Source organism: Pseudomonas sp. NPDC087697 (assembly GCF_044743155.1).
Lineage (GTDB): Bacteria > Pseudomonadota > Gammaproteobacteria > Pseudomonadales > Pseudomonadaceae > Aquipseudomonas.
The window spans coordinates 89409-110231 of sequence record NZ_JBIUVW010000009.1 but is presented as its reverse complement, the minus strand read 5'-3'; the positions used below and the strand labels follow the sequence as shown (position 1 = coordinate 110231).

General features: G+C 57.6%; 22 protein-coding genes and 1 pseudogene. 11 read left to right on the top strand and 12 right to left on the bottom strand.

What is annotated here, in order from left to right; genetic code table 11:
• Positions 1–53: 53 nt before the first annotated feature.
• Positions 54–398 (top strand): YegP family protein, encoded by a 345-nt coding sequence (locus ACIPIN_RS09670; RefSeq protein WP_401117843.1) that lies wholly within the window; start codon positions 54–56, stop codon positions 396–398.
• 130 nt (positions 399–528) lie between these two features.
• Here the strand turns inward: ACIPIN_RS09670 and ACIPIN_RS09665 are convergent, their stop codons facing one another.
• The gene (locus ACIPIN_RS09665) at positions 529–1416 is read right to left on the bottom strand and encodes a dihydrodipicolinate synthase family protein (protein WP_401117841.1); all 888 of its coding nucleotides are present in this window, start codon (positions 1414–1416) and stop codon (positions 529–531) included.
• A gap of 32 nt (positions 1417–1448) precedes the next feature.
• Positions 1449–2231, bottom strand: a complete 783-nt coding sequence (locus ACIPIN_RS09660; RefSeq protein WP_401117839.1) for an aldolase — start codon at positions 2229–2231, stop codon at positions 1449–1451.
• Between the two features lie 159 nt (positions 2232–2390).
• Between ACIPIN_RS09660 and ACIPIN_RS09655 the strand changes: the two genes are divergently transcribed.
• The gene (locus ACIPIN_RS09655) at positions 2391–2933 is read left to right on the top strand and encodes a helix-turn-helix domain-containing protein (protein ID WP_401117837.1); all 543 of its coding nucleotides are present in this window, start codon (positions 2391–2393) and stop codon (positions 2931–2933) included.
• A 110-nt stretch (positions 2934–3043) separates the two neighbouring features.
• Here ACIPIN_RS09655 and ACIPIN_RS09650 read toward each other — a convergent pair whose 3' ends face one another.
• Complete coding sequence (locus ACIPIN_RS09650; RefSeq protein ID WP_401117835.1) at positions 3044–4063, bottom strand: DUF4917 family protein; 1020 nt, start codon at positions 4061–4063, stop codon at positions 3044–3046.
• A 155-nt stretch (positions 4064–4218) separates the two neighbouring features.
• Between ACIPIN_RS09650 and yiaY the strand changes: the two genes are divergently transcribed.
• Positions 4219–5367 (top strand): L-threonine dehydrogenase, encoded by a 1149-nt coding sequence (gene yiaY / locus ACIPIN_RS09645; protein WP_401117833.1) that lies wholly within the window; start codon positions 4219–4221, stop codon positions 5365–5367.
• 9 nt (positions 5368–5376) lie between these two features.
• On the opposite strand, the gene ACIPIN_RS09640 is transcribed toward yiaY, so the two are convergent.
• Positions 5377–6558 carry a multidrug effflux MFS transporter gene (locus tag ACIPIN_RS09640; protein ID WP_401117831.1) on the bottom strand — a complete coding sequence of 394 codons (1182 nt, stop codon included), beginning with the start codon at positions 6556–6558 and terminating at the stop codon, positions 5377–5379.
• A 352-nt stretch (positions 6559–6910) separates the two neighbouring features.
• Here ACIPIN_RS09640 and ACIPIN_RS09635 point away from each other — a divergent pair, with 352 nt between their 5' ends.
• The 6 genes and pseudogenes from ACIPIN_RS09635 (at position 6911) to ACIPIN_RS09610 (ending at position 11932) form a co-directional block, all read left to right on the top strand.
• Complete coding sequence (locus ACIPIN_RS09635; RefSeq protein WP_401117829.1) at positions 6911–7651, top strand: hypothetical protein; 741 nt, start codon at positions 6911–6913, stop codon at positions 7649–7651.
• 4 nt (positions 7652–7655) lie between these two features.
• Positions 7656–8069, top strand: coding sequence for a fosfomycin resistance glutathione transferase (fos, locus tag ACIPIN_RS09630; RefSeq protein ID WP_401117827.1), 414 nt, complete (start codon positions 7656–7658; stop codon positions 8067–8069).
• Between the two features lie 138 nt (positions 8070–8207).
• Positions 8208–8405: pseudogene (locus ACIPIN_RS09625) on the top strand (LysE family translocator); the annotation flags it as partial.
• Positions 8406–8511: 106 nt separating this feature from the next.
• The gene (locus tag ACIPIN_RS09620) at positions 8512–9855 is read left to right on the top strand and encodes a diguanylate cyclase domain-containing protein (protein ID WP_401117826.1); all 1344 of its coding nucleotides are present in this window, start codon (positions 8512–8514) and stop codon (positions 9853–9855) included.
• Between the two features lie 127 nt (positions 9856–9982).
• Complete coding sequence (locus ACIPIN_RS09615; RefSeq protein ID WP_401117824.1) at positions 9983–10507, top strand: DUF4142 domain-containing protein; 525 nt, start codon at positions 9983–9985, stop codon at positions 10505–10507.
• 339 nt (positions 10508–10846) lie between these two features.
• Entirely contained in the window at positions 10847–11932 is a 1086-nt protein-coding gene (locus ACIPIN_RS09610) for a type I restriction endonuclease (protein WP_401117822.1), read from the top strand.
• 48 nt (positions 11933–11980) lie between these two features.
• Here ACIPIN_RS09610 and ACIPIN_RS09605 read toward each other — a convergent pair whose 3' ends face one another.
• The 5 genes from ACIPIN_RS09605 to ACIPIN_RS09585 all read right to left on the bottom strand — a co-directional run bounded on the left by ACIPIN_RS09605 (position 11981) and on the right by ACIPIN_RS09585 (position 17350).
• The gene (locus ACIPIN_RS09605) at positions 11981–12520 is read right to left on the bottom strand and encodes an AidA/PixA family protein (RefSeq protein WP_401117820.1); all 540 of its coding nucleotides are present in this window, start codon (positions 12518–12520) and stop codon (positions 11981–11983) included.
• A 123-nt stretch (positions 12521–12643) separates the two neighbouring features.
• Positions 12644–13147, bottom strand: coding sequence for an inclusion body family protein (locus ACIPIN_RS09600; RefSeq protein WP_401117818.1), 504 nt, complete (start codon positions 13145–13147; stop codon positions 12644–12646).
• Positions 13148–13462: 315 nt separating this feature from the next.
• Entirely contained in the window at positions 13463–14131 is a 669-nt protein-coding gene (locus ACIPIN_RS09595; protein ID WP_401117816.1) for a hypothetical protein, read from the bottom strand.
• Positions 14132–14596: 465 nt separating this feature from the next.
• Positions 14597–15793 (bottom strand): DUF1501 domain-containing protein, encoded by a 1197-nt coding sequence (locus tag ACIPIN_RS09590; RefSeq protein WP_401117814.1) that lies wholly within the window; start codon positions 15791–15793, stop codon positions 14597–14599.
• Between the two features lie 21 nt (positions 15794–15814).
• Positions 15815–17350: a DUF1800 domain-containing protein gene (locus ACIPIN_RS09585; RefSeq protein ID WP_401117812.1), complete on the bottom strand. Its 1536-nt coding sequence runs from the start codon at positions 17348–17350 to the stop codon at positions 15815–15817.
• A 306-nt stretch (positions 17351–17656) separates the two neighbouring features.
• On the opposite strand from ACIPIN_RS09585, the gene ACIPIN_RS09580 reads away from it, so the two are divergent.
• Positions 17657–17986: a hypothetical protein gene (locus ACIPIN_RS09580; protein ID WP_401117810.1), complete on the top strand. Its 330-nt coding sequence runs from the start codon at positions 17657–17659 to the stop codon at positions 17984–17986.
• Positions 17987–18428: 442 nt separating this feature from the next.
• On the top strand, positions 18429–19199 hold the full coding sequence (gene tam, locus ACIPIN_RS09575; protein ID WP_401117808.1) for a trans-aconitate 2-methyltransferase: 771 nt from the start codon (positions 18429–18431) through the stop codon (positions 19197–19199).
• Positions 19200–19222: 23 nt separating this feature from the next.
• Here the strand turns inward: tam and ACIPIN_RS09570 are convergent, their stop codons facing one another.
• The 3 genes from ACIPIN_RS09570 to ACIPIN_RS09560 all read right to left on the bottom strand — a co-directional run bounded on the left by ACIPIN_RS09570 (position 19223) and on the right by ACIPIN_RS09560 (position 20748).
• Positions 19223–19630: a type II toxin-antitoxin system HicB family antitoxin gene (locus ACIPIN_RS09570; RefSeq protein WP_054596083.1), complete on the bottom strand. Its 408-nt coding sequence runs from the start codon at positions 19628–19630 to the stop codon at positions 19223–19225.
• Positions 19631–19661: 31 nt separating this feature from the next.
• Positions 19662–19844 (bottom strand): type II toxin-antitoxin system HicA family toxin, encoded by a 183-nt coding sequence (locus ACIPIN_RS09565; RefSeq protein ID WP_095082823.1) that lies wholly within the window; start codon positions 19842–19844, stop codon positions 19662–19664.
• Positions 19845–20409: 565 nt separating this feature from the next.
• Complete coding sequence (locus tag ACIPIN_RS09560; protein WP_401117806.1) at positions 20410–20748, bottom strand: hypothetical protein; 339 nt, start codon at positions 20746–20748, stop codon at positions 20410–20412.
• Between the last annotated feature and the right edge of the window lie 75 nt (positions 20749–20823).

The window sequence follows — 20823 nt, the reverse complement described above, 5'->3', positions numbered from 1 at the left end:
GCCTGGTCTTTACTCTGAAGCGCGTAATCTCTTAATCGGCAAGGAGAACGAGCATGTCCGGATGGTATGAATTGAGCAAAAGCATCAATGGCCAATTCCGCTTTGTGCTGAAAGCGGCCAATGCCGAAACCATTCTCACCAGCGAGCTGTACACCACACGCAGCGCCGCTGATAGCGGCATCGCCTCGGTTCAGATCAATAGCCCACTGGATGAGCGCTACGAGAAAAAGTCCACCAAGGATGGCCATCCTTACTTCAACCTCACGGCGGCCGACCATCAAATCATCGGCAGCAGCGAGGCTTTTCCTTCCGATGCCGCACGGGAAAAAGGCATCGCCAGCGTCAAGGCCAACGGGCCGACCAAGGTGATCAAGGACAAAACCTTGCCGGTGTTTTGAATACACCGAAAATCCATTGTGGGAGCGGGCTTGCTCGCGAAAGCGGTCTTACATTCAGCATTTTCGTCGAACGTTAAGCCGCCTTCGCGAGCAAGCCCGCTCCCACATTGGTTATGTATGTGCCTGAAGATCAGCGCAACGCGTTCAACAACCCTTGCAGCTGGCTGCGACCGGTTTCACCCAGCGGGAACATCGGTAGCCGTGGATTGCCAACGTCCAGCCCGGTCATGCGCAGACCGGCCTTGATGGTCGCGGGCAAACCGCCCTTGAGGATGAAGTCCAGCAGCGGCAACTGGCGATAGAACAACTCCCGAGCCTTGCCCAGATCATTGGCCAATACGGCTTGATACAGCGCGCCGTTAAGCTGCGGAATCAGGTTCGGTGCTGCGGTGCACCAGCCTTCGGCGCCTGCGGCGAAGGCCTCCAGCGCCAGCGTATTGCTGCCGTTGTAGAACGGTACCTGACCTTCGCCGAGCCATTGCAGCTTGTGCATGCGCTGGATATCGCCGGTGCTCTCCTTGACCATGGTCACGTTCTCCACGGCATTGAAAATCCGCAGGATGAGTTCCACCGACATGTCGGTGCCGCTGGTGGCCGGGTTGTTGTAGAGCATGATCGGCACGCCGATGCTTTCGCCGATGGTGCGGTAGTGGGCGAGGATCTCGGCTTCGCTGAGTTTCCAGTAGGACGCCGGCAGCACCATCACTACATCAGCGCCATGCGCCTCGGCGAAGCGCGCACGGCGCACGGCTTTGGCGGTGGTCAGGTCGGAGACGCTGACGATGGTCGGCACACGCTTGGCCACATGCTTGATGCTGAACTCGCTGACCTGGTCCCACTCCGCATCGCTCAGGTAGGCACCTTCACCGGTGCTGCCCAGCGGGGCGATGGCGTGTACGCCGCTGTCGATCAAACGGTCGATGGAACGGCCCAGTGCGTCGAGATCGATGCCTTCGCCGTTAGCGGTGAACGGGGTGATAGTGTAGCCGATGATGCCGTGAATAGAAGGGGTAGACATGCTCTCTCTCTCCGTTTAAGCAATGGATGGATTCAGTTCAGGCAATCGGCGTGTTGACGCAGGTTCTGCCGAGCGTAGTAGTTGAAGGCGGCGCCGTGGCGTTTGGGTTTGGAAATCCAGTCATGGGCTTCACGGCCGAGCGCCGGCAGAATCGGCTTGAGTTCACCGGCCGACATCGCCAGCAGTTGCAGCTTGGCCGCACGCTCGATCAATTGCGCGATGACACAGGCTTCCTCGATGGTTCGGCCGGTCGATAGCTGACCGTGGTGGGAAAGCAGAATCGCCCGTTTATCGCCCAAGGCGCCGGCGATGATTTCACCTTCTTCGTTGCCCACCGGTACGCCTGGCCAGGCTTCGAGAAAGGCGCAGTCTTCATAGAGCGGGCAGAGGTCCATGTGTGAGATTTCCAGCGGTACTTCCAGCATCGACAACGCCGCAATATGCGTCGGGTGCGTATGAATGATGCAGTTCACATCCGGTCTGGCGCGGTACACCCAGCTGTGGAAACGGTTAGCCGGATTGGGCATGCCGTGACCTTCCAGAACTTCCAGGTCTTCGTTGACCAGCAGCAGGTTGCTGGCGGTGATTTCGTCGAATCCCAGACCCAATTGTTGGGTGTAGTAGGTGCCGGGCTGAGGGCCACGGGCGGTGATTTGTCCGGCCAGGCCGGAGTCGTGGCCGTTCTCGAACAGAATGCGGCAGGTCAGCGCCAGCTTTTGCCGGTCGGTCCACGTATTATCCGCCAGCGTGCTTTGCATCTGCGAAAGCGCCTGCTTGATGAGTTGCTCCTTGGGTAGTGCTAATGTCTTGGCCATATCGGGTGTCCTTTGCAGTGTTCAATGGACGTCGGATGTGTTTCTCCCACTGCTCGCAAAGTCGTTGGGAGAACACGGATGACACTTAATAGGCTATATGACACAAAGTGTCATTAGCAAGGACTAATCGTTGCCTCCTTGATGGATTAATCGCTCCACATGTCTATCCGTTTGAAATTACTGCGAAAAAAACTTGGCGTTACGCTGGAGGCCCTGGCCGAAAAATCCGGCATGACCAAGAGTTATCTGTCGAAAGTCGAGCGCGGGCTGAACACCCCGTCAATTGCAGCGGCGCTGAAACTGGCCAAGGCGCTGAACGTCAAGGTCGAGGAATTGTTCTCCGAGGACACCATCAGCCTCGACAGCTACAGCCTGGTACGCGCCGATGAACGCCAGTCACTGGCGGCCAATGAGCAGGCTCCGGGTTACGCGGTACTGGCCCATCAGGTCAGCGAGCGCAGCCTGTTGCCATTCATCCTCTATCCGCCCAAAGAGTTCAGCGACAAGACCTTCAAGGAGCACATGGGGGAGGAGTTTCTGTTCGTCCATGAAGGCCAGGTCGAAGTCGACTTCATGAGCGAACGGGTGATTTTGAACCGTGGCGACGCGCTGCACTTTAACGCGCAAAAACCCCATCGCCTGCGCTCAGTGGGCGAGGTGCAGGCGCAGTTGCTGGTGGTGGTGCATAGCTCGGAAGAATGAGTCGACAGCAAAAGCTTCGCGAGCAAGCCCGCTCGCACATTTGATTTGTGTTTCACCGCGGACCCAATGTGGGAGCGGGCTTGCTCGCGAAGGCGCCAGCCCAGTCGCCGCTAAACTTCGACTGGAACGGATAACTTTGGGCTACCCAACGCATGCGTCTTGGAATCAAAAAAACGCAACGCCACTTCGATCCCTTCAAACACCTTCGCATAATGCCGCTTCTGGCTCTGAATGAACGCTGCGCTGCGCGGGTAAATCGAGATCGCCACGGTCTTCGGTTTCGCCTGGCGTAGCGCATGAATGATGTGATTGTCCTGCTTGCCCAGGCTGTGGCCGAAGATGCACAGCGCGTCGCTTTGCTTGAGCAACTGGTCATAGCAGAACGACAGGTAATCCGAACTGCGGATGGTCTTGAGCTTGTCTTCAGAGGTGCCTTCGCTGACGAACAGCGGCACGTCGTCGAGGGTTTTGATCGTGTTGTTGATCGCAAAACTGCCCAGCAATGTGCCTTCGGTGGAGGTCAGTTTGCGTGCGGTGCCATCCTGATTGCGCACCAGGTGCAGGCCTCCGTGCAGGTAAAGCATGCGGGTTTTATCGGCGGTGCTGGCGCTCAGGTCGAAGCTCGGCTCGGTGCCGTGAAACAGGTCGCTGATGGCGTCGGATTTATGCTGGATCGCCCAGTAGTTGAGCAGGTCGTAGTTGGTGGTGAATACCGTTGGATACGTGCTCAATTCCTGATTGATCGCCGCCAGGCTTGGGGCCTGCACCAGGCGCCACGGGATGTGCACCGCGTGCACGGTGTTGATCAGTGCTTCCTTGATCGCGTAGTAACGATTGCGCGGCGCAGCCGAGCTGACGGCCAGGGCCTTGTTGACCCTGCTGGTGGTTTTCAGTGCGCTCAGCACCTGCTCGAAACTGCGGGTCTGCATCGCTTCGAACACGCTCAGTTCGGACTGGCTCAACGGTTTTTCTTCGACCGCGCGGGCGTTCTCGAACAGCGAGTCGTAACCGAAGTCATCCCACACCGCGCGGCTGGCACCGTTGCCCACCAGCAGGCTGCTGAACGGGGTGGTTGCGCGCAACGCGTTCCAGTCTTCTAGTCGGGCATCAAATTCCTGGAAATCGGTCATCGCGTCGGTCATCTCAAGCAGGTGGAGTGCAGGGCGCAGACTTTATCACGACCGGGTGTTGAGCCAGATCAACATGCGCGGCGACTGATGGGTCGATCCTTTGGGTATCCGCTGAATCGGGGTTGCCGGTTCGGCACTATCGAAGAGGATCGGTCATGACCAGCACGTTTTTCATTCCCGCCGTGAACATCATGGGCACCGGTTGCCTCGACGAAGCCATGAACGCCATTCGCAACTATGGCTTTCGCAAGGCCTTGATCGTGACGGACGCAGGATTGGCCAAGGCTGGCGTGGCAGCCCTGATCGCTGAAAAACTGGCGATGCAGGACATCGACTCGGTAATTTTCGACGGTGCCAAACCGAACCCGACTATCGCCAACGTCGAGAGCGGCCTGGAACTGCTCCAGCGCAGCCAGTGTGATTTTGTGATTTCCCTGGGCGGCGGCTCGCCTCACGACTGCGCCAAAGGCATCGCCCTGTGCGCCACCAACGGCGGCAAGATCGCCGATTACGAAGGCGTTGATCAATCGACAAAGCCGCAATTGCCGCTGATCGCGATCAACACCACTGCAGGCACTGCCAGTGAGATGACCCGTTTCTGCATCATCACCGACGAATCGCGTCACGTGAAAATGGCCATCGTCGACCGCAACGTCACGCCGCTGCTGTCGGTCAACGACCCAGCGCTGATGGCCGCCATGCCCAAAGGCCTGACCGCCGCCACCGGCATGGACGCTTTGACCCACGCCATCGAAGCCTACGTTTCCACGGCGGCCAACCCGATCACCGACGCCTGCGCGCTGAAAGCCATCGAGCTGATCAGCCGCAACCTGCGCCTGGCCGTACACGACGGCAGCGACATGATGGCTCGGGAAAACATGGCCTACGCGCAGTTCCTCGCGGGCATGGCGTTCAACAATGCATCGTTGGGTTTCGTGCATGCCATGGCTCACCAGTTGGGTGGCTTCTACGATTTGCCCCACGGCGTGTGCAACGCAGTACTGCTGCCGCATGTGCAGAGTTTCAATGCCGCCGTTTGCGCCGAACGTCTGGCGGTGGTGGCGCACGCTCTGGGTGCCGACACGCGCGGCGTCAGCCCGGAAGAGGGTGCCCAAGCGGCCATCGTGGCGATCCGCGCGTTGGCCAAGGATGTGCAGATCCCCGGTGGTTTGCGCGACCTCGGCGCCAAGCTGCAGGACATTCCGATCCTCGCCGCCAACGCCTTGAAAGACGCCTGCGGCCTGACTAACCCACGGGCAGCGGATCAGCGGCAGATCGAGGAGATCTTTCGTAGCGCGTTTTGAATGGCGGAGTTACCGGGCGCTTTGTTCGATGATTTCGGGACGCGGCAAGAGCGTTACGCAGAGCATCGCGCCGAGGGCCAACAGGCTGCATAACAATGACAACGGCCAAGCCTGCTGACCGACCAGCAGGCTGGCGATGCCGCCGATAATGGCGGCCATCAGTTGGTGGATAAAGCCGCTCAAGGCCATTGCATAAGCACCACTGACCGGCGAGCCATCGTTGGCCAGGGACAGGCTGATGGGATAAATCAACGATTGGCCGAGCACCGCAATGCAGTAAGGCAACCACAGCAGTAACGCCAGTGCAGTTGCCTGCAGGCTGCCCAGTAACATGACCGCGCTGCCGACCAACACCAATCCTGCCCCCGCGTTCATCAACCGGCGCTGACCGGTGTGCAGGACGTAGCGATTGATCACCAGTGCCCCCAAAAAATAGGCTGCACTGATTGGCCATCCCAAGAGGCCGTACTCGACTGCGGACCAGTTGAACGTACCTTGCAGAATCGCTGGTGCGGCGGTGTTGAACGCGACGATTACTCCGTAGCCGAGACCACCGGCGAGTGCCGGAAGCAGAAAATTCCGATGACGCAGAATGCGCCAGTAAGTTGGCCAACTGGATGACTGACTTTTCGCTTCCGCCAATGTCGGGAAGGTGACCCGTGCCACCACTATCCCCATCAACAGGCTCGTGCCGCCCAGCAAATAAAAGATCGCTGACCAGCCCAGTGCAACCTGTATCAGTGAACCCAGGTATTGTCCGATCCCTAACGCAACCACAAAGGAAATCGAAATCCAGGAGAGTGCCTTGGCTAACAGATCTCCGCGAAAGCTGTCGCGAATCAGCACTCGGGCCATGACTGAGATCCCACTGGCGCCAATACCCTGAACCAACCGTAGCGCAAGGAATGACTCTAGGGTTGTCCCCATGGGCAAGGCCAGATTTCCCAGCCCATAGATGCCTAACGCCGCGATCAGTACCGGCTTGCGGCCAATGCGCTGGCTCAGGCTGCCCCAGAACAGCATGGGCAGCGCCATGCCGATCAGGTACACCGCCAGCCCCCAGGAGACCTGCGAAGCATCGCTGTTCAGGTATCGGGCAATCTCCGGCAGGGCCGGGAGATAAATGCTCATGCCCAACTGCGCGAGAAAAACCGTAGAGCAAGTGATGACTAGCGTTGTGCTGCTTTTCAAGGACTGTTTCCTGGAGAGTCAGTGGCCGATGTCTCGGCCGTGAGCACGTAATAGGTCGGTGATCAGCTCGCAAAAACGGCTGATCAGCGTGGGTTCCATGTCCGCACCAAAGGTCAATTCTTCAGTGCTGCTCGGTCCGTATGAGGCTGTCAAAGCGCTGGATTTTAACCTGAAGCTTTTCCAGGAGTACGGAATATCAGAAGGCTCAGTGTCATTCGATGAATGCACCTGGCATCGCTGCCCTCGCGTCGTGGCGGCGATCAGGCATTGAACGGGTTGAATTGACAGATCGGGCAGGCGATAGTGCACGGCTGATTTTTTATTGATTGATGACGTTCGCAAGGAACAGGGAATGACCTTGAAATACAGCTGGTTGGGATGTGTGGCAATGAGTGGTGCGCTGGGCGCCACCCAGGCGTATGCCGAATGCGAAAAACCGCCGTTACCCGAGGGTGTGCCGGGTTATTCGGTGTGCAAGGAGTGGCCGGCCTACGACGCTCAGACCATCACCGCGCTGTCGCAAATTGAGCCGGATCCCACCTTGAGCGATGAGTCTGACGGCATGGGCATGTACGACTTGAAACTGGCCGTGGTTTCCAATGTCGACGGCAAGCCGTTGGCCCGCTACTCCAAAGCCTCGGTGTTCAGTTCCGATGCTGTCCGGTTCGATGGGCTGAGCATCGACACCGCGCGCTACAAGCTCACCTCCGACCTCCGGGCGTTCGGTGTGCGTGCAGGTTTCATCGGCTCATCACGGGCCAATCCGTTCGAACAAGCTTTGCTGTCGTTGTATGTTCGCGAAGGCAACACACTGCGCCCGGTGCTGGAACAACTGGTGATCGAGTCCGGTAGCGGTGAATGGGATACCAACTGCGCCGGCGAGTTCTCGCACACCAAACGCACCCTGGACATGGCCAAAACCAGCAGCCACGGTTTCGCCGACCTTATCGTCAAATCGGTGACCACCGGCTCGCAAGACTCGGTGAAGAATGGCGATTGCGAATCCAAAGACACGGTGGAGAAAACGGTACTGACGACGCTGCGCTATGACGGTCGGCAGTATGTTGTTCCGAAAGAGTTAAAAGGGCTCTGAACCGATGCTCTCAGGCCTCAACCACCTGACCCTGGCGGTCACCGATCTGGATCGCAGCGTGGCGTTCTATCATGGCCTGTTGCAACTGCGCCTCGACGCCACTTGGGACAACGGTGCCTATCTGTCATTGCCGGGGTTGTGGTTGTGTCTGTCGCTCGACCCGATGCGTGAGCCTGAAACGGCGGCTGATTACACCCATTACGCATTCAGCGTGGGCGAATATGATTTCCCGGCATTCGTTGAACGACTGCGAGCCGTGGGTGTTCTAGAGTGGCGGGACAATCGCAGCGAAGGCGCGTCGTTCTATTTTCTGGATCCAGATGGGCACAAGCTCGAAGCCCATGTCGGGGATCTGACGTCGCGGCTTGATGCGTGTCGCCGGAAACCTTATGCAGGGATGAAGTTTTTCACTCCGTAACAAAGGCGCCAACGTGGCTAATGCCAGTCAGTTAAGCGTTGACTGCCCCCCAAAAGATCGCAGCCTGCACGCGCCGAAAGCCTCTGGTTCAAGTCGATGTGCTGTGCATTGCTCTTAACTGACAGGCATTGGCAAACGTGGCTGATCTTTCTGAGCTTCGTTGGCGGTATCGCCGCGTACGCTATTCTGATCGGCATTGTGGGCACTCGTCGGGTACGCACGCTGTATCAGCGTCATGAGCTGGCAATTACCCGGATTTGCGGGGTAATGTTCGTCGGCTTCGCCGTCAACGCCTTGCTGTATGCGGTGCCGGGGTTGTTGGCGAACAAGGTTTGAGGCTGCACGCAAGGCTGCGACAGCTGCATCGGGACATCCTTTTTAGCGATGGTCGGGTCCAGGGATTGATACTCACGGCTGTACCTTTGGACAGTATCTATCTTTGATGACCACCAGAAATTCCGCGCCGCTGGCAAGTTACATCGATCTTTTGCTCGACGTCGTGTGTGCGGTCGATAGCCAGGGCCGCTTCGTATTTGTCAGCGCCGCCTGCGAGCAAGTGTTCGGTTACACCCAGGACGAGCTGATCGGCCAGCCGATGATCGAGATGGTCCACCCGGCCGATCGCCAACGGACCCTGGACGCTGCCCGGGAAATCATGCGCGGCCAACCCAACCCGAACTTCGAAAACCGCTACCTGCGCAAGGATGGTCAGGTGGTGCATCTACTCTGGTCGGCGCGCTGGTCTGAAGTCGACCAATTGCGCATCGCCGTAGCCCGTGACATCACCGAGCGCAAACAGGCCGAGTCCCGACAGGCCGCACTGTACGCGATCTCCGAAGCTGCCCATGCCGCTGAGGATCTGCTGGCGCTGTTCAAACGCATTCATCAACTGATCGGCGAATGGTTGCCGGCATTGAACTTCTCGGTAGCGCTCTACGACGAGCACTGCAAGCAATTGAATTTCCCGTACCACGTCGACGATCACGAGCATGATCCGGTGTTTACCGTGACTGGCCAGCTCTGCGCCGAAGTCATTCGCACGGGGCAGTCGGTGCTGGTGACACCCGACCAACCTGCTGCGATGCCCGGACTTTGCGAGGTCATGAATGGCCAGGATTCACCCTGCTGGCTGGGCGTGCCGCTGAACTCACAGAAAGGCACCATCGGTGCGCTGATTGTCAAAAGCGTACCCGGTGGAGAACGCTATACCGAGCGCGACAAGGAGCTGCTGCAATACGTCTGTGCCCAGGTCGCGGCGGCCATTGAGCGCAAGCAATTGCACACCCGGTTGCAATACATGGCACAGCACGATCAATTGACCCGTTTGCCTAACCGCGAACTGTTGCGTGAACGCATGACCGCCGCCCTTGGTAAAGCCAGAAAAGAGTGCGGACGCATGGCGTTGCTATACGTTGACCTGGACCATTTCAAACAGGTCAACGACACCTACGGCCATGGCGTCGGCGACATGTTACTGCAAGCCGTGGCTAATCGACTGCAAGGCTGCGTGCGTGAGTCCGACACGGTAGCGCGCATTGGTGGCGATGAGTTTGTCGTCCTGCTCGACAGTGTTCAGGCGGCCGAAGACGCGGCGCGGGTGGCGATCAAAATCCGCCAGGTGCTCGGCCAGCCGATGCGTCTGGACAGCCATAGCCTGAACATCACGCCGAGCATTGGCATCGCGCTTTACCCCGAGCATGGCAGTGAGGAAAAGCAATTGTTCAAGCACGCAGATGAGGCCATGTACGCTGCCAAGCGCTTGAGCGGGCGCCTGGACCGCGCCTGATTCGACTTTGGCGCGGCGCCGTTCGTCGCGGCAGGCTCAACTTTTCTAAACCTTTGTGGTGTTTTAACTTCAGACGTCAGGCGGGGATGCCCGCTGCACTCATTTGCCTGTTCAGGAGGGCGTGACCATGAAACGCATGGCCAGCCGGTTACCGACCATCAGTTTTGCCGTGTTGCTGGGCCTGGGCGCCAGCAGCGCTTTTGCCCAGTCGCCAGCCGAATTCATCAACGACGCCTCGGCCAAAGGCATGGCCGACATTGAAGCCAGCCGCCAGGCTCACCAGAAAACCGAATCCAAAGAGGTCAAGGATTACACGATTGCGGTGATCAACGACCGCACCACGGCCAACCAGCATCTGGCGAAAATCGCCAAAAAACTCGATCTGCCCGTTGCTCCCAGAGACGAGGTGGCGAGCAAGGCCAAGGCGCTGATTCCTGAGGTCAAGGACGGCGACTCGTTCGACGCGGCCTTCGCCGCCAGCCAGGTACAGACCACCCAGGAAGCCATCGAGCAGTTGAAGCAGGAAGCACAAACCACCGAGGTACCGGAGATCAAGGCCTTCGCCGCAGAAACCCTGCCCAAACTGGAAAACCACCTGAAAATGGCCAAAGCCCTTCAGGCCAGCCGGCAAACCGGTAGGGTGGACGGCTGATGCAGGTGCTGATCCGCGCTGATTCAAATCCTGCTGTTACTTGTCAGCAGCAGGTGAGCCTTCCAGCGAAATGGCCTCGCCTTCACCGATGCTGCGGTATTGCTTTCTGAGCGCTTCCAACCCCAGCATCGCGTTTTACACTGCTTCGGTAGAGCGCGGTCATTCCTCTTCCTAAACGGCTATAGGACCATTCTTGTCTTTGGTACTCGTAGGAACTCTCTGCTTCTGACCTCTATCCGCCTTCGGTTTCTTTCTTTGTGCCGGTTTGTGTCTAGTATCAATGGCAGTCAATTTGCCAGCATGCACATACACGGATCGGAAACAGGTAAGAGGCCACTCATGGAATTTATCGAAAAGCTTGCAAGTCTCGCCGCAAAAGTTCGTCTGCAGGGGGCTGCAATTAAGACGGAAGAAGCGACCAAAAACGCTTTTGTCATGCCTTTTATTAGCACAGTGCTGGGCTACGACGTTTTTGACCCGTCGGAGGTGACCCCTGAGTTCGTTTGCGATGTTGGAACCAAGAAGGGAGAGAAAATCGATTACGCGATCATGAAGGAAGGGGAGGTTCAGATCCTGATCGAGTGTAAAAAGATTGGTGAACCACTGCACATCAATCACGCATCGCAGCTGTTTCGTTACTTCCACGTCACCAGCGCCCGAATCTCGATCCTCACCAATGGCCAGGTCTACAAGTTTTTTACGGACCTGGACGCCCCCAACAAGATGGATGAAAAGCCTTTCCTTGAACTCGATTTGCTCGATATCGACGAGTATTCAGTCCCAGAACTGACGAAGCTGACCAAGTCCGCATTCGATGTCGATTCGATCATCAGCGCAGCGGGTGAGTTGAAATATGTCAGCCAGATCAAAAAAGTGATCGCAGCCCAAGTCAGCAAGCCTGATGACGATTTCGTAAAAGTTTTTGCCTCCCGGGTTTACGACGGTGTGATCACACAAAAAGTCCGGGAACAGTTTCAGGAACTGACGAGAAAAGCCGTAGTGCAGTTTCTCAACGATCAGATCAACGATCGTCTCAAATCAGCTATGAGCGGAGCCATTCAGCCCAGCCTGTCCTCACTGCCGGCGACAGGTGCAAGTACCTCAGAGCCGGATGAGCGTAATGAGTCGGATGACAAGGTATTGACCACGCTTGAAGAGCTGGAGGGCTATCACATTGTCCGTGCGGTGGTTCGTTCGGTAGTCGATGCAAAACGCATCGTACAGCGCGATACACAGAGCTATTTCGGTATCTTGCTTGATGACAATAACCGTAAACCGATCTGCCGCCTGCACTTCAATCGGTCACAGAAGTACATCGGTATCTTCGACGAAGAGAAGAACGAAACCCGCCATCCGATCAATTCGGTCGATGATATTTACGAGTATTCGGATCGGTTGAAAAAGACCGTTGGGTATTACGATTAATCGCGGCAGGAAAAACTGAAAACCGGCTATTGAAGCCGGTTTTTTTGTTTAACTCGACAGCTTCACCCCAACCGGCCAACTAAAATACCCCAGCGCTTCACAGCTGCTGTTCACCAGCATGAAACTCAGCTCGCACTGCTCGACACCTGCGCTCAGTTGCTGACAGTGCCAGTAGTGATCATCGGCTTTTACCGCGAGCGGTTCGGTGGGGGTTTCGGGGTTGGGGGCGGGCAAGGTCTGGCCGTTGTGCACCACCAGATGCGGTTTTGAGAACACACCGGCGTCGCCCACGGACAGCTCGTAAAACACCACACTGTGCTCGGCGTGCAGGCCGACGGTTCGGCCACGGATGTGGAAGGTTTTGGTTGAGCTTACGGGTAGTTCAAGACAGGTGCCCTTGGACTTTGACGTTGTCCCCTGGGTTGCGCCAAAGGTGAAGATGAAACCGTCCTCGATCACGGTCGGGTTCTGGGGGTCGAGGCTCGGTTTTGGGTAGCGAGTGAGCAGGGTTTCGGCGTCGACAATAAGCAGCACATTGGTTGCCTGCTCAGTGCTGGGTGACGGGCTTGCGCTGGTATCTGTGGACATCACGGCTTCCTTTCATGATGTGGGTGGATCGCGGCGCACCGCTGCGGCTTACGCAAGACATCCAGTTCCAGTCGGGGCGCGAGGCAGAGGGGAAAGCCCCTTGTCGCCAAGGGGCCGTCCAGATCAGTTACGGATGGTGATGAACGGATCCCACGAGCAGCAACCTACAATCTGGCAGTCCCGGTTCACGATCAGGAAGTTGAAGTGATAGGTCACGCTGCCGGTAGAAAGGGTTTCCGAAGACCAATAATGGTTATCGACTTTCTGGCAGCTAGGCACTGACGGGTTGCTGGTGTTTGGCACGGCAACACACGCGGTGGCTTTGCGCGGAGTCGGTGTCGAGATCAGCTCATTACCCACGTTGCCGATGAACTTGTAGAAAATTACCGCTGTTTCGAAGCTCTGCGACAGGCTGGTTTCGCGCCAGCGAATCAGGTCACCGACCTGGGCTTTCAAATTGAGTTCGCCACCGGCTTGGCCATTGATCACGTTGTTCTGATTGGTGACCATGTACACATGATTGACATCAATCATTGTTGGAGCGGCAGGGTTTTTGCTGATGTTCGGGTAGTTTTTCAGAATGGTTTCGGTGTCGATCGAAACAAGCACATCCGTGACTCGAGACATAGTAAAGCTCCTTGATCATAGTGAGCGCCTGGCATCTACCAGACGCAACAACGCTTGATTGCCTTGCGGCTGTTGTAAGCGCGCTACTACGGGGAACCCACCGATCACAGGGTACGAGCTGGCCTGGCTCCTTGCCTACAAAAGTGACGGGTCTGGGTTCCTTCCAACAGGCCGCGTCTGCACTATAGATGCCGATCTGAAGCTGTCAAAACAGAGGGCGTTTAGTTCGACGAGCGGTCGTTTTGCTTCTAACTTCCGATGATTTGGCGATAAGGAAACAGCGATCCAGAACGTTTGCTACGTCGCTATTTCCGTCTAAATCGTGTGCCATTGAGTAACGATTACCGATCCCGGCAGCTTCACTTCCAGGGTGCCGGAGAACTGATCGTCGATGGCTTTGAGCAGGCCTTGCGCAGGTGTACGACCGAGGCTGATGGCCTTGAGTCCGGAGCTTGCGACCATCAGCGCCTTGAGGTCTTTCAAGGGACCCTTGATGGCTTTGGCACTCGACAGATCCTTGGTGTGGAGCAAGTCGGGCGAGGCGAAAAACTCCGCATTTTCCAGGCTCGCCGCCGTCATCTGCCCCAGATTTTCCGGGTCGATTTCCGCGTAATGCGTCGCGCCCGCGAGGAATTTTCGGTTCGCTACCTCGCCGTCGATTGCCAACAGAAAGAAGGTAAACGCTGTGTTGCCCAGGCGCACCCAATCATCCTGGTTGGTGTTGCTGCCCTGGGTTCTTTGCAGGGTTTTGATCTTGTGGTGCACCAATTCAAAGTTCGATGAAATGGTGTTGAACGGCGGGGGACCGTCCTTTGACGTGGTGTAGTGCCGGAGGGTGAATTTCTTGTCCGCGACTTTGGCGAGCTCAGCGTCGGTCGCTTTCTTGTTGCTGAATTTCAGACTGTCGTCCGTGACCGATTGCATGATCTCGAACGGCTGAGTCCGGTTCTGTGGCTGATAGTTCGCCTGGTGCTGTTCATACATTTCCAGCGCCGAAGCCGGTTTTTGCGAAGAGGATGATGCCGCGCTGGAAGGTTGAGTCGGGCAGGGGCCTTGGTGATTGGATTTGCACACGGTACATAGCTTGGGGACTAAAAACGCTGTGGGTTTTGGTGCGATGGTGGGCGCTGGTCGAGGGGGTGGCGCGGATGCGCTTGATGAAGAGGCCAGGGGACTTTCGACTCGGGGAAAGACACTGCTGCTCCTGGGCTTTTGACCCGCAGGCGGCGTGTTTGGCGTTGCAGGAGACGGCACGATGGGCATGGGGCCTTTGCCCGCATTCGATCCGGAGTTTCTCGGCACAGTAGTCACTCTCTTGTTGTAGTAGACGGTGCTCCGTTACATCTAGAAGCGATCGCCCACGTTTATAACCGAGGTCTGTGTGAGGGTTGCCGGGGGAATTGTTAGATGAAATTTCCTACGTGTGGTGATGCATGTTTCTTACGCTGATCACAACAACTGCAATGCATCCGGACGCGCTCCTGGAAATACGTTCTGCAACTGCGAAGCGGACAAGCCCCATGTCCGGCCAAGCAAACCACCGAGCAGGTTCCGGTAATTGTTGAGCACCGGGTAATCCCGGTTTTGCAGCAGGCTTTGCGGGTTGACTGCCACTTGTTCGCCAACGATGCGCCCGCCGCGAACATTGCCGCCGAGTACCCAATAGACCGTGCCATGCCCGTGGTCAGTGCCCCTGGAACCGTTTTCACGAAAGGTGCGGCCGAACTCCGAGACCACTACTACGGTGGTGTTGTTCCATTCATCACCCAGAGCCTGGGCATAGGCGACCAGACCTTCACCGAGGTTTGCCAGGTTGTTGGCCAATTGGCCGCTGGTGCTGCCTTGATTGACGTGGGTATCCCAGCCGCCGACATCGACGAAACCCAGTCGGTACTGGTCGCGCATCAGTGTCGCCATGCGCCGGGTCTGCGTAGCAAAGTTCTGCGCATTCGGCGCACCACGATTGGCCTTGACCATCTCGTCTTGCAGATCCTTTGACACCTGCTGGCGCAGTTCAAGGCCATCGGCTGCGGAGGCCGCGTAGGGTGTGTTTTTGTACATCGACGAGAGAATCGCCGACTGCCGAGCATCGAAGGTCGGTTTCGAATTGCCGCGTAACGAAATGTTGGGAATGGCGCTGCCACCCTGAAAACTCAGGGGCAAGGCATCGGTAAAGGCAATGGGCGCGCTGTTCGGCACCTGACGCGACAAGCGTGCGAGAAAGCCCGAGTCGTAACGGTTGCGCTGTTGGGTCGGTTCGCCGGACTCGATGTTGTCCTGGGTTTCGAAGTGACTGCGGGACAAGTCGTCGGTGCCGGCGAATGGCACGAAGGCAATCTGTTTGCGTTGCCATAACGGGTAGATCGAATCACGTAAAACCGGGTTCAGGCCCCAATGGCCGTCCAGTGCAATCGCGCTGTTGGGGTTATGCAAATCGGGCCGGGCAATTGCGAGAGTCGGACGCGACTCGTAGTAAAAATCGCTGGAATAGGGCACCAGCAGGTTGTTGCAGTCGTAGCCGCCGCGCAGAAAGACGATCAGAAAACGCGGCGCCGAAACGGGAGCGGCAAACAGCTTCGCGCTAAACGACAAGGACGGCAGAGTCGCGGCTGCCGCAGCGGCAATCAGCAGGTCTCGACGATTCATGGCGGCACCTCATTACGCAGCTTAGCGGTTATTGAAGTCAGGCGAGGCGAGCAAAAAGGTATTCCATTCCTGAGGCGACACGGCCTTGTTCAGCGCGCCAAGGGTCGCTGCTGAAAGGTGTGGAGAGATGGCCTCGTAGAACAACGGTGTGGTGATCATCGGAAATCCGGGCCCGGGCAGGTTGCTACCTTCCGGGGTAAACAAACGGTTATCCCCGCGCCCGATTGCTCGAGCGATTTCGAAGCGTTTGGACATCTGCCCTGAGCTCGACCAACCGCTGGATTCCAGCGGCCAGCCATCCGGTGTCACGCGACCGAACACCGGCTGCCCCAACTGGTTGAGCCAATTGATCATCGGCTTGGCGTTGGCCAGCGGTTTACCGTCATAGGCCAGCCGCACCGCCGACACCACAAACTGTATCGGGTCCTTGAACTTGGTGCCGACGCCTTGCAGTAACTCCTTGGACTCGAACAACGTGTGCATCACTTGGGCGATATCGCCGTCGCTGTTCTGAAAGGTCTTGGCCATCCGTTCCACCAGCGCCGGCGGCGGCTGATCGGCCACGAAGTATTCGGCCAACTGTTGCGAGACAAAATGCGCACAGGCTTTCTGCCGGGTAATCAATTCTACGGCCTGACGAATCTCGTCAAAACCGCTGCCTCTGATCGGTTGGCCGAGCAGCACCTTGTCGCTGAAATCGTGACGACGCGGATTGAACTCGAATAGCCCCTCTCGCACCACCAAGGCTTGTAGCCGAGGAGGAAACTTCTGCACCCGACCATCGAGTGGCATCAGTCCGGCGCCGGTCAGAATCAACGCCAGTTGCTGCACGTCTTGCTGGGTATAGCCCGAACCGACGCCCAGCGTGTGCAGCTCCATCAGTTCGCGGGCGTAGTTTTCGTTGACTTTGCCCTGGGCGTTTTGCGCGTTGTCCAGGTACTCAAGCATTGCCGGACTCTTGAGAGTAGCCATCACCAGGTCTTTGAACTTGCCCAAGGCGTGTGGACGGATCGTGTGTTCGGCGTAGTCCGCCGTCAGCACCCGTACCCGAGCTTTGCCCTGAAATACGCTGAAGTGGTTGAGCCAGAAACCCACCAACTGCTCCTTGAGCTGATTGGGCCCATACACCGCACGCAACAGCACCGCTTCACGCGCTTGCTCTGCGAGTTCGCTGGCTTGTTGTTGTGCGTCCTTTTTCGCGGCGTTTTTGGCGTCGCCTTCGGGCATGGCCTTGAGCTGTTCCTGCTGGCTCTTGAACGCCAGCAGCAAGGATTCGGGCGGCGTGCTCAGCACCGGATAACTGTGCAGCAGCGCGTTGATCGCTGGCGGCAGCGGGTCGTTGATGCGGTCGGCCAATTGGGCTTGAAGCAGACCCTCGCGGCCCATGCTGCGCAAACGCGCCAGGTTGGCGGCATCCAGGTCGAAGCCATCGCGGCGTAGCCAGGCAATGTCGCTCGGGTTGAGCGCAGCGGGCGTGCCGGCTAAGGCCAGGGAGGGAAACAACAGCAAACAGGCCGACAGACACAACGGGCGCAAAACGGCATGTGGCACGTGCATGTAGGAGGTTCCCGAGTATCAAGAGAGACGTCGACAGCAGCCAGTGTAGTTTCTACCCGTGTAGCTGACGCGATGCTGAATAACGTGCATCTAGAACAGCTCAATAAAGAAGGCGTTCCACTTTTTCTCGCAGGTTTTGCGAGCGGTGGAAGGTCAACTTTTCTTTACATACTTCCAGTGGGTGGGTTCAGGTATTAGACAGATATCTGCTGGTACAAATATTCATACGCCAAGCAGGAGCGCGGCGGTAAAGGGGGCATGGTTTTACGGGGTTACTCTATTGGTCAATGAGCCTCAGGAGGCAGCATGTTGTTACGTTACGCGGCATTGGTAGCAGTGGTCATCGCGGCCTCCGGTTGTGTACAGGAGCGGGTAGTTCACGACCGGCGCCCGCCACCACGCGAGTACGTCGAAGTGATCGCACCGCAGCCGCCACCGGTGCGTGTCATTGAGGTGGAGCCAGAGGGCCGGCAGGGTTATGTCTGGTCGCGCGGTTACTGGCGTTGGGAAGGCGGACGTTATGTCGCCGTTCGCGGGCACTGGGAACCGGAACACCGGGGCTATCGTTACGTGCACCCGCATTGGGAACAGCGCAACGATGGCTGGCATTGGCAAGGCGGGGCCTGGGTCCACTAGATCCAGCGTTTCGCCAAACCAAAAAAAGCGACCTTCGGGTCGCTCTTTTTTTTGTGTGCCGTTGTCACGGCCTCGCAGAATTGACACCGATCCGTAGCAGTTGCCGAAGGCTGCGTTCGAGTGCGCAGCGCTCGTAAAATCAGGCAACGCGTTCCTTCAGGTTAACCGTGGATTCAGGGTTTACGACTGCTGCGCAGCCGAACGCAGCCTTCGGCAGCTGCTACGCGAATCGCGTCCCCCTTGCGAGAGAGGGCACGTTTGGCCTTCGAGCTGGCATTGAACTCTACCGACCGGACTTACCCGACATCGGCGTAAGCACCTTCACCACATCATCCACCCGAGTCTTGACGAACTTGGCAGGGCTGTCGCTTACTGGCGCCCCACGAGCGAAACGCAGAGTCTAGCGCGTCGCTCATATCCTGACCCGTCACAGGAGTACGCGATGAGCTGGTCTGCCAAACAGTATGTGGCTTTCGAAGATGAGCGCACGCGCCCGGCGCGCGACTTGCTGGCTGCGATCCCCAACACCGATGCGCGTTCGGTGATTGACGTCGGTTGCGGCCCCGGTAACTCCACCGAATTGCTGGTGCAGCGCTTTGCCAACGCCGCGGTGCGTGGGCTCGACAGCTCGGCCGATATGATCGACGCTGCCCGCAAACGCTTGCCGGGCGTACGTTTCGACACCGCCGATATTGCCACCTGGAGCGAGTCTGGCCCGTTCGATGTGATCTTTGCCAACGCGGTGTTCCAGTGGCTACCCGACCACGCCACGCTGTTGCCGTCGCTGGTGGCCAAACTCGCGCCGGGTGGCAGCCTGGCAATTCAAATGCCCGACAACCTCGATCAACCGTCGCATCGGATGATGCGTGAAGTCGCCAGCAGTGGTCCTTGGGCCAGCAAGTTGGCGGATGTCGCCGGGCAACGCACTACCCTGGATGATGCCAACGGTTACTACCAAATACTGCGTGCCTGCTGCTTGCGGGTCGATGTGTGGCGCACCACGTACCATCATCCGCTGGCGGGTGGTCCTGCGGCCGTGGTCGAGTGGTTCAAGGGCAGCGGCTTGCGACCGTTTCTTGAACCGCTCGACGAGGCAGAAAAGGTGCAGTACCTCGAGCACTATCTGGCAGCGCTAGAGCCTTTCTTCCCGGTATTGGCCGATGGCTCGGTGTTGTTGCCGTTCCCGCGTTTGTTCATTGTCGCGACCCGCTAAGCCTCGCTCCGCTACTGGGCGCATCAGCCTTGTTGCAACACTTTCAACGCCGCCGAGGCCAGAAAGCCAGAGCGACTTTTCTCCTCCGGGTGATGCAGTACGTATTCGTCGATACGGGTCAGCAGGTAGCCGGGCAGGGTGATGTTGAGTTTCTGTGCCTTGCCCAGGTACTTGGTGACGTCGATGTCCACCAATGCCCAGGTGGCGCCGGCGTACTGCGGATTGGCCGCGTGCACGGTGACTTTGTTGGCGGGCGGAATCGCCGAGCCGTCTTCGGCGAGTATTTCGAAGTGGCCTTCGATGGCTTCGCGCGCCATGGCGATCGCATCGTCCAGGTCATCGCCAGCCGAGAAGCAACCCGGAATGTCCGGCACTTCCACGCCCCAGGCGTGTTCGTTATCGCCCATTGAAATCGCAATTGGGTAGAGCATGTTCGTTGTCCTCTGGGTGCTGTGCGCCGATTCAATACAGCAGGGCCTGTTGCAAGATGCTGACGGCAGTCTTCGTCAGTAAATCCTTTTTCGGGTGTGGGACGGTGACCAGCCCGGGCTTCGTTGGATGCTTGAAGTGGTGGTGGCTGCCCCTGACCCGTACCAGATACCAGCCGTCTGCGACGATTTGGGTTATCAAATATCGGCTATTCACATCACTTCCCTGTGCTGTGTAGGTGGTTACTATACCTACTGAAAATTAGTTATCAACACTATAACCACCACTGGCGGCGACAGAGCGGATGAATGGTAGGGAACAGTGTAGGAACCACAGCAAGGCGTGGCGTTCGGGAGAAGCGCTGGAGTGTTTCTGATTCCTTCAACGCCAGCGCAACGCGTGTTTTTGCTGAATGGCGGGCATAAAAAACCAGCCACTGAGGACCAATACCAGTCAGTTAAGGTGCGGAACCTGTGGGAGCGGGCTTGCTCGCGAAGAGGGAGTGTCAGTCGACATTAATGTTGCCGGGCACACCGCCTTCGCGAGCAAGCCCGCTCCCACATGGATTTCGCTTAACTGATCGGCATTAGCCACTGAGGACCGGTTTTTCTTGTCCCTGCATCCCCCCGTCAAGCCATCGCGACGTTGGACGCTTCACACAGCCTGGACCCAAAGCTGAAGACTCCGAACGGAAGTCATCGACTGGTACTGCTTAAAAGGTGAGTTTTCAGCACAGCGTTACCTCCACAGAGAAAAACCGATGCCGAGAATCACGTAGTCGCTACTCAAGCAACTGATCAATCAAAACCGCGTTGGTATAGATCAAGCTGCCATCGCTCGCTCGATGTCCGACCAGATGGAACTGACCGCGCTCGTGTTGCAAATAGACGCGCATTTGGCAGTCGGACAAGGGGCCGTATCCCTCTGGCACGATCAAATCCATTGAACTCATGTCCACATCGACCATGGCTTCAGGCTCATGGGTCTTCTGCAGGCGTTCCTCAGCTTCCTCCAGGCGCAGATGAAGAGGGCCGTCGACGTCAAAATGGATCTCCCCCACCGGGATGGACTTTTGGTTGCCGCTGATTTTGCACCAGCCTTCGATCGTCAAGGCGCTCATGACGAAACCTCCGTAGTGGACTGCTGGACTCTGTAGCTCGGGCCGCTTCTGGCCGATCTCTACCGTCCGTAATCG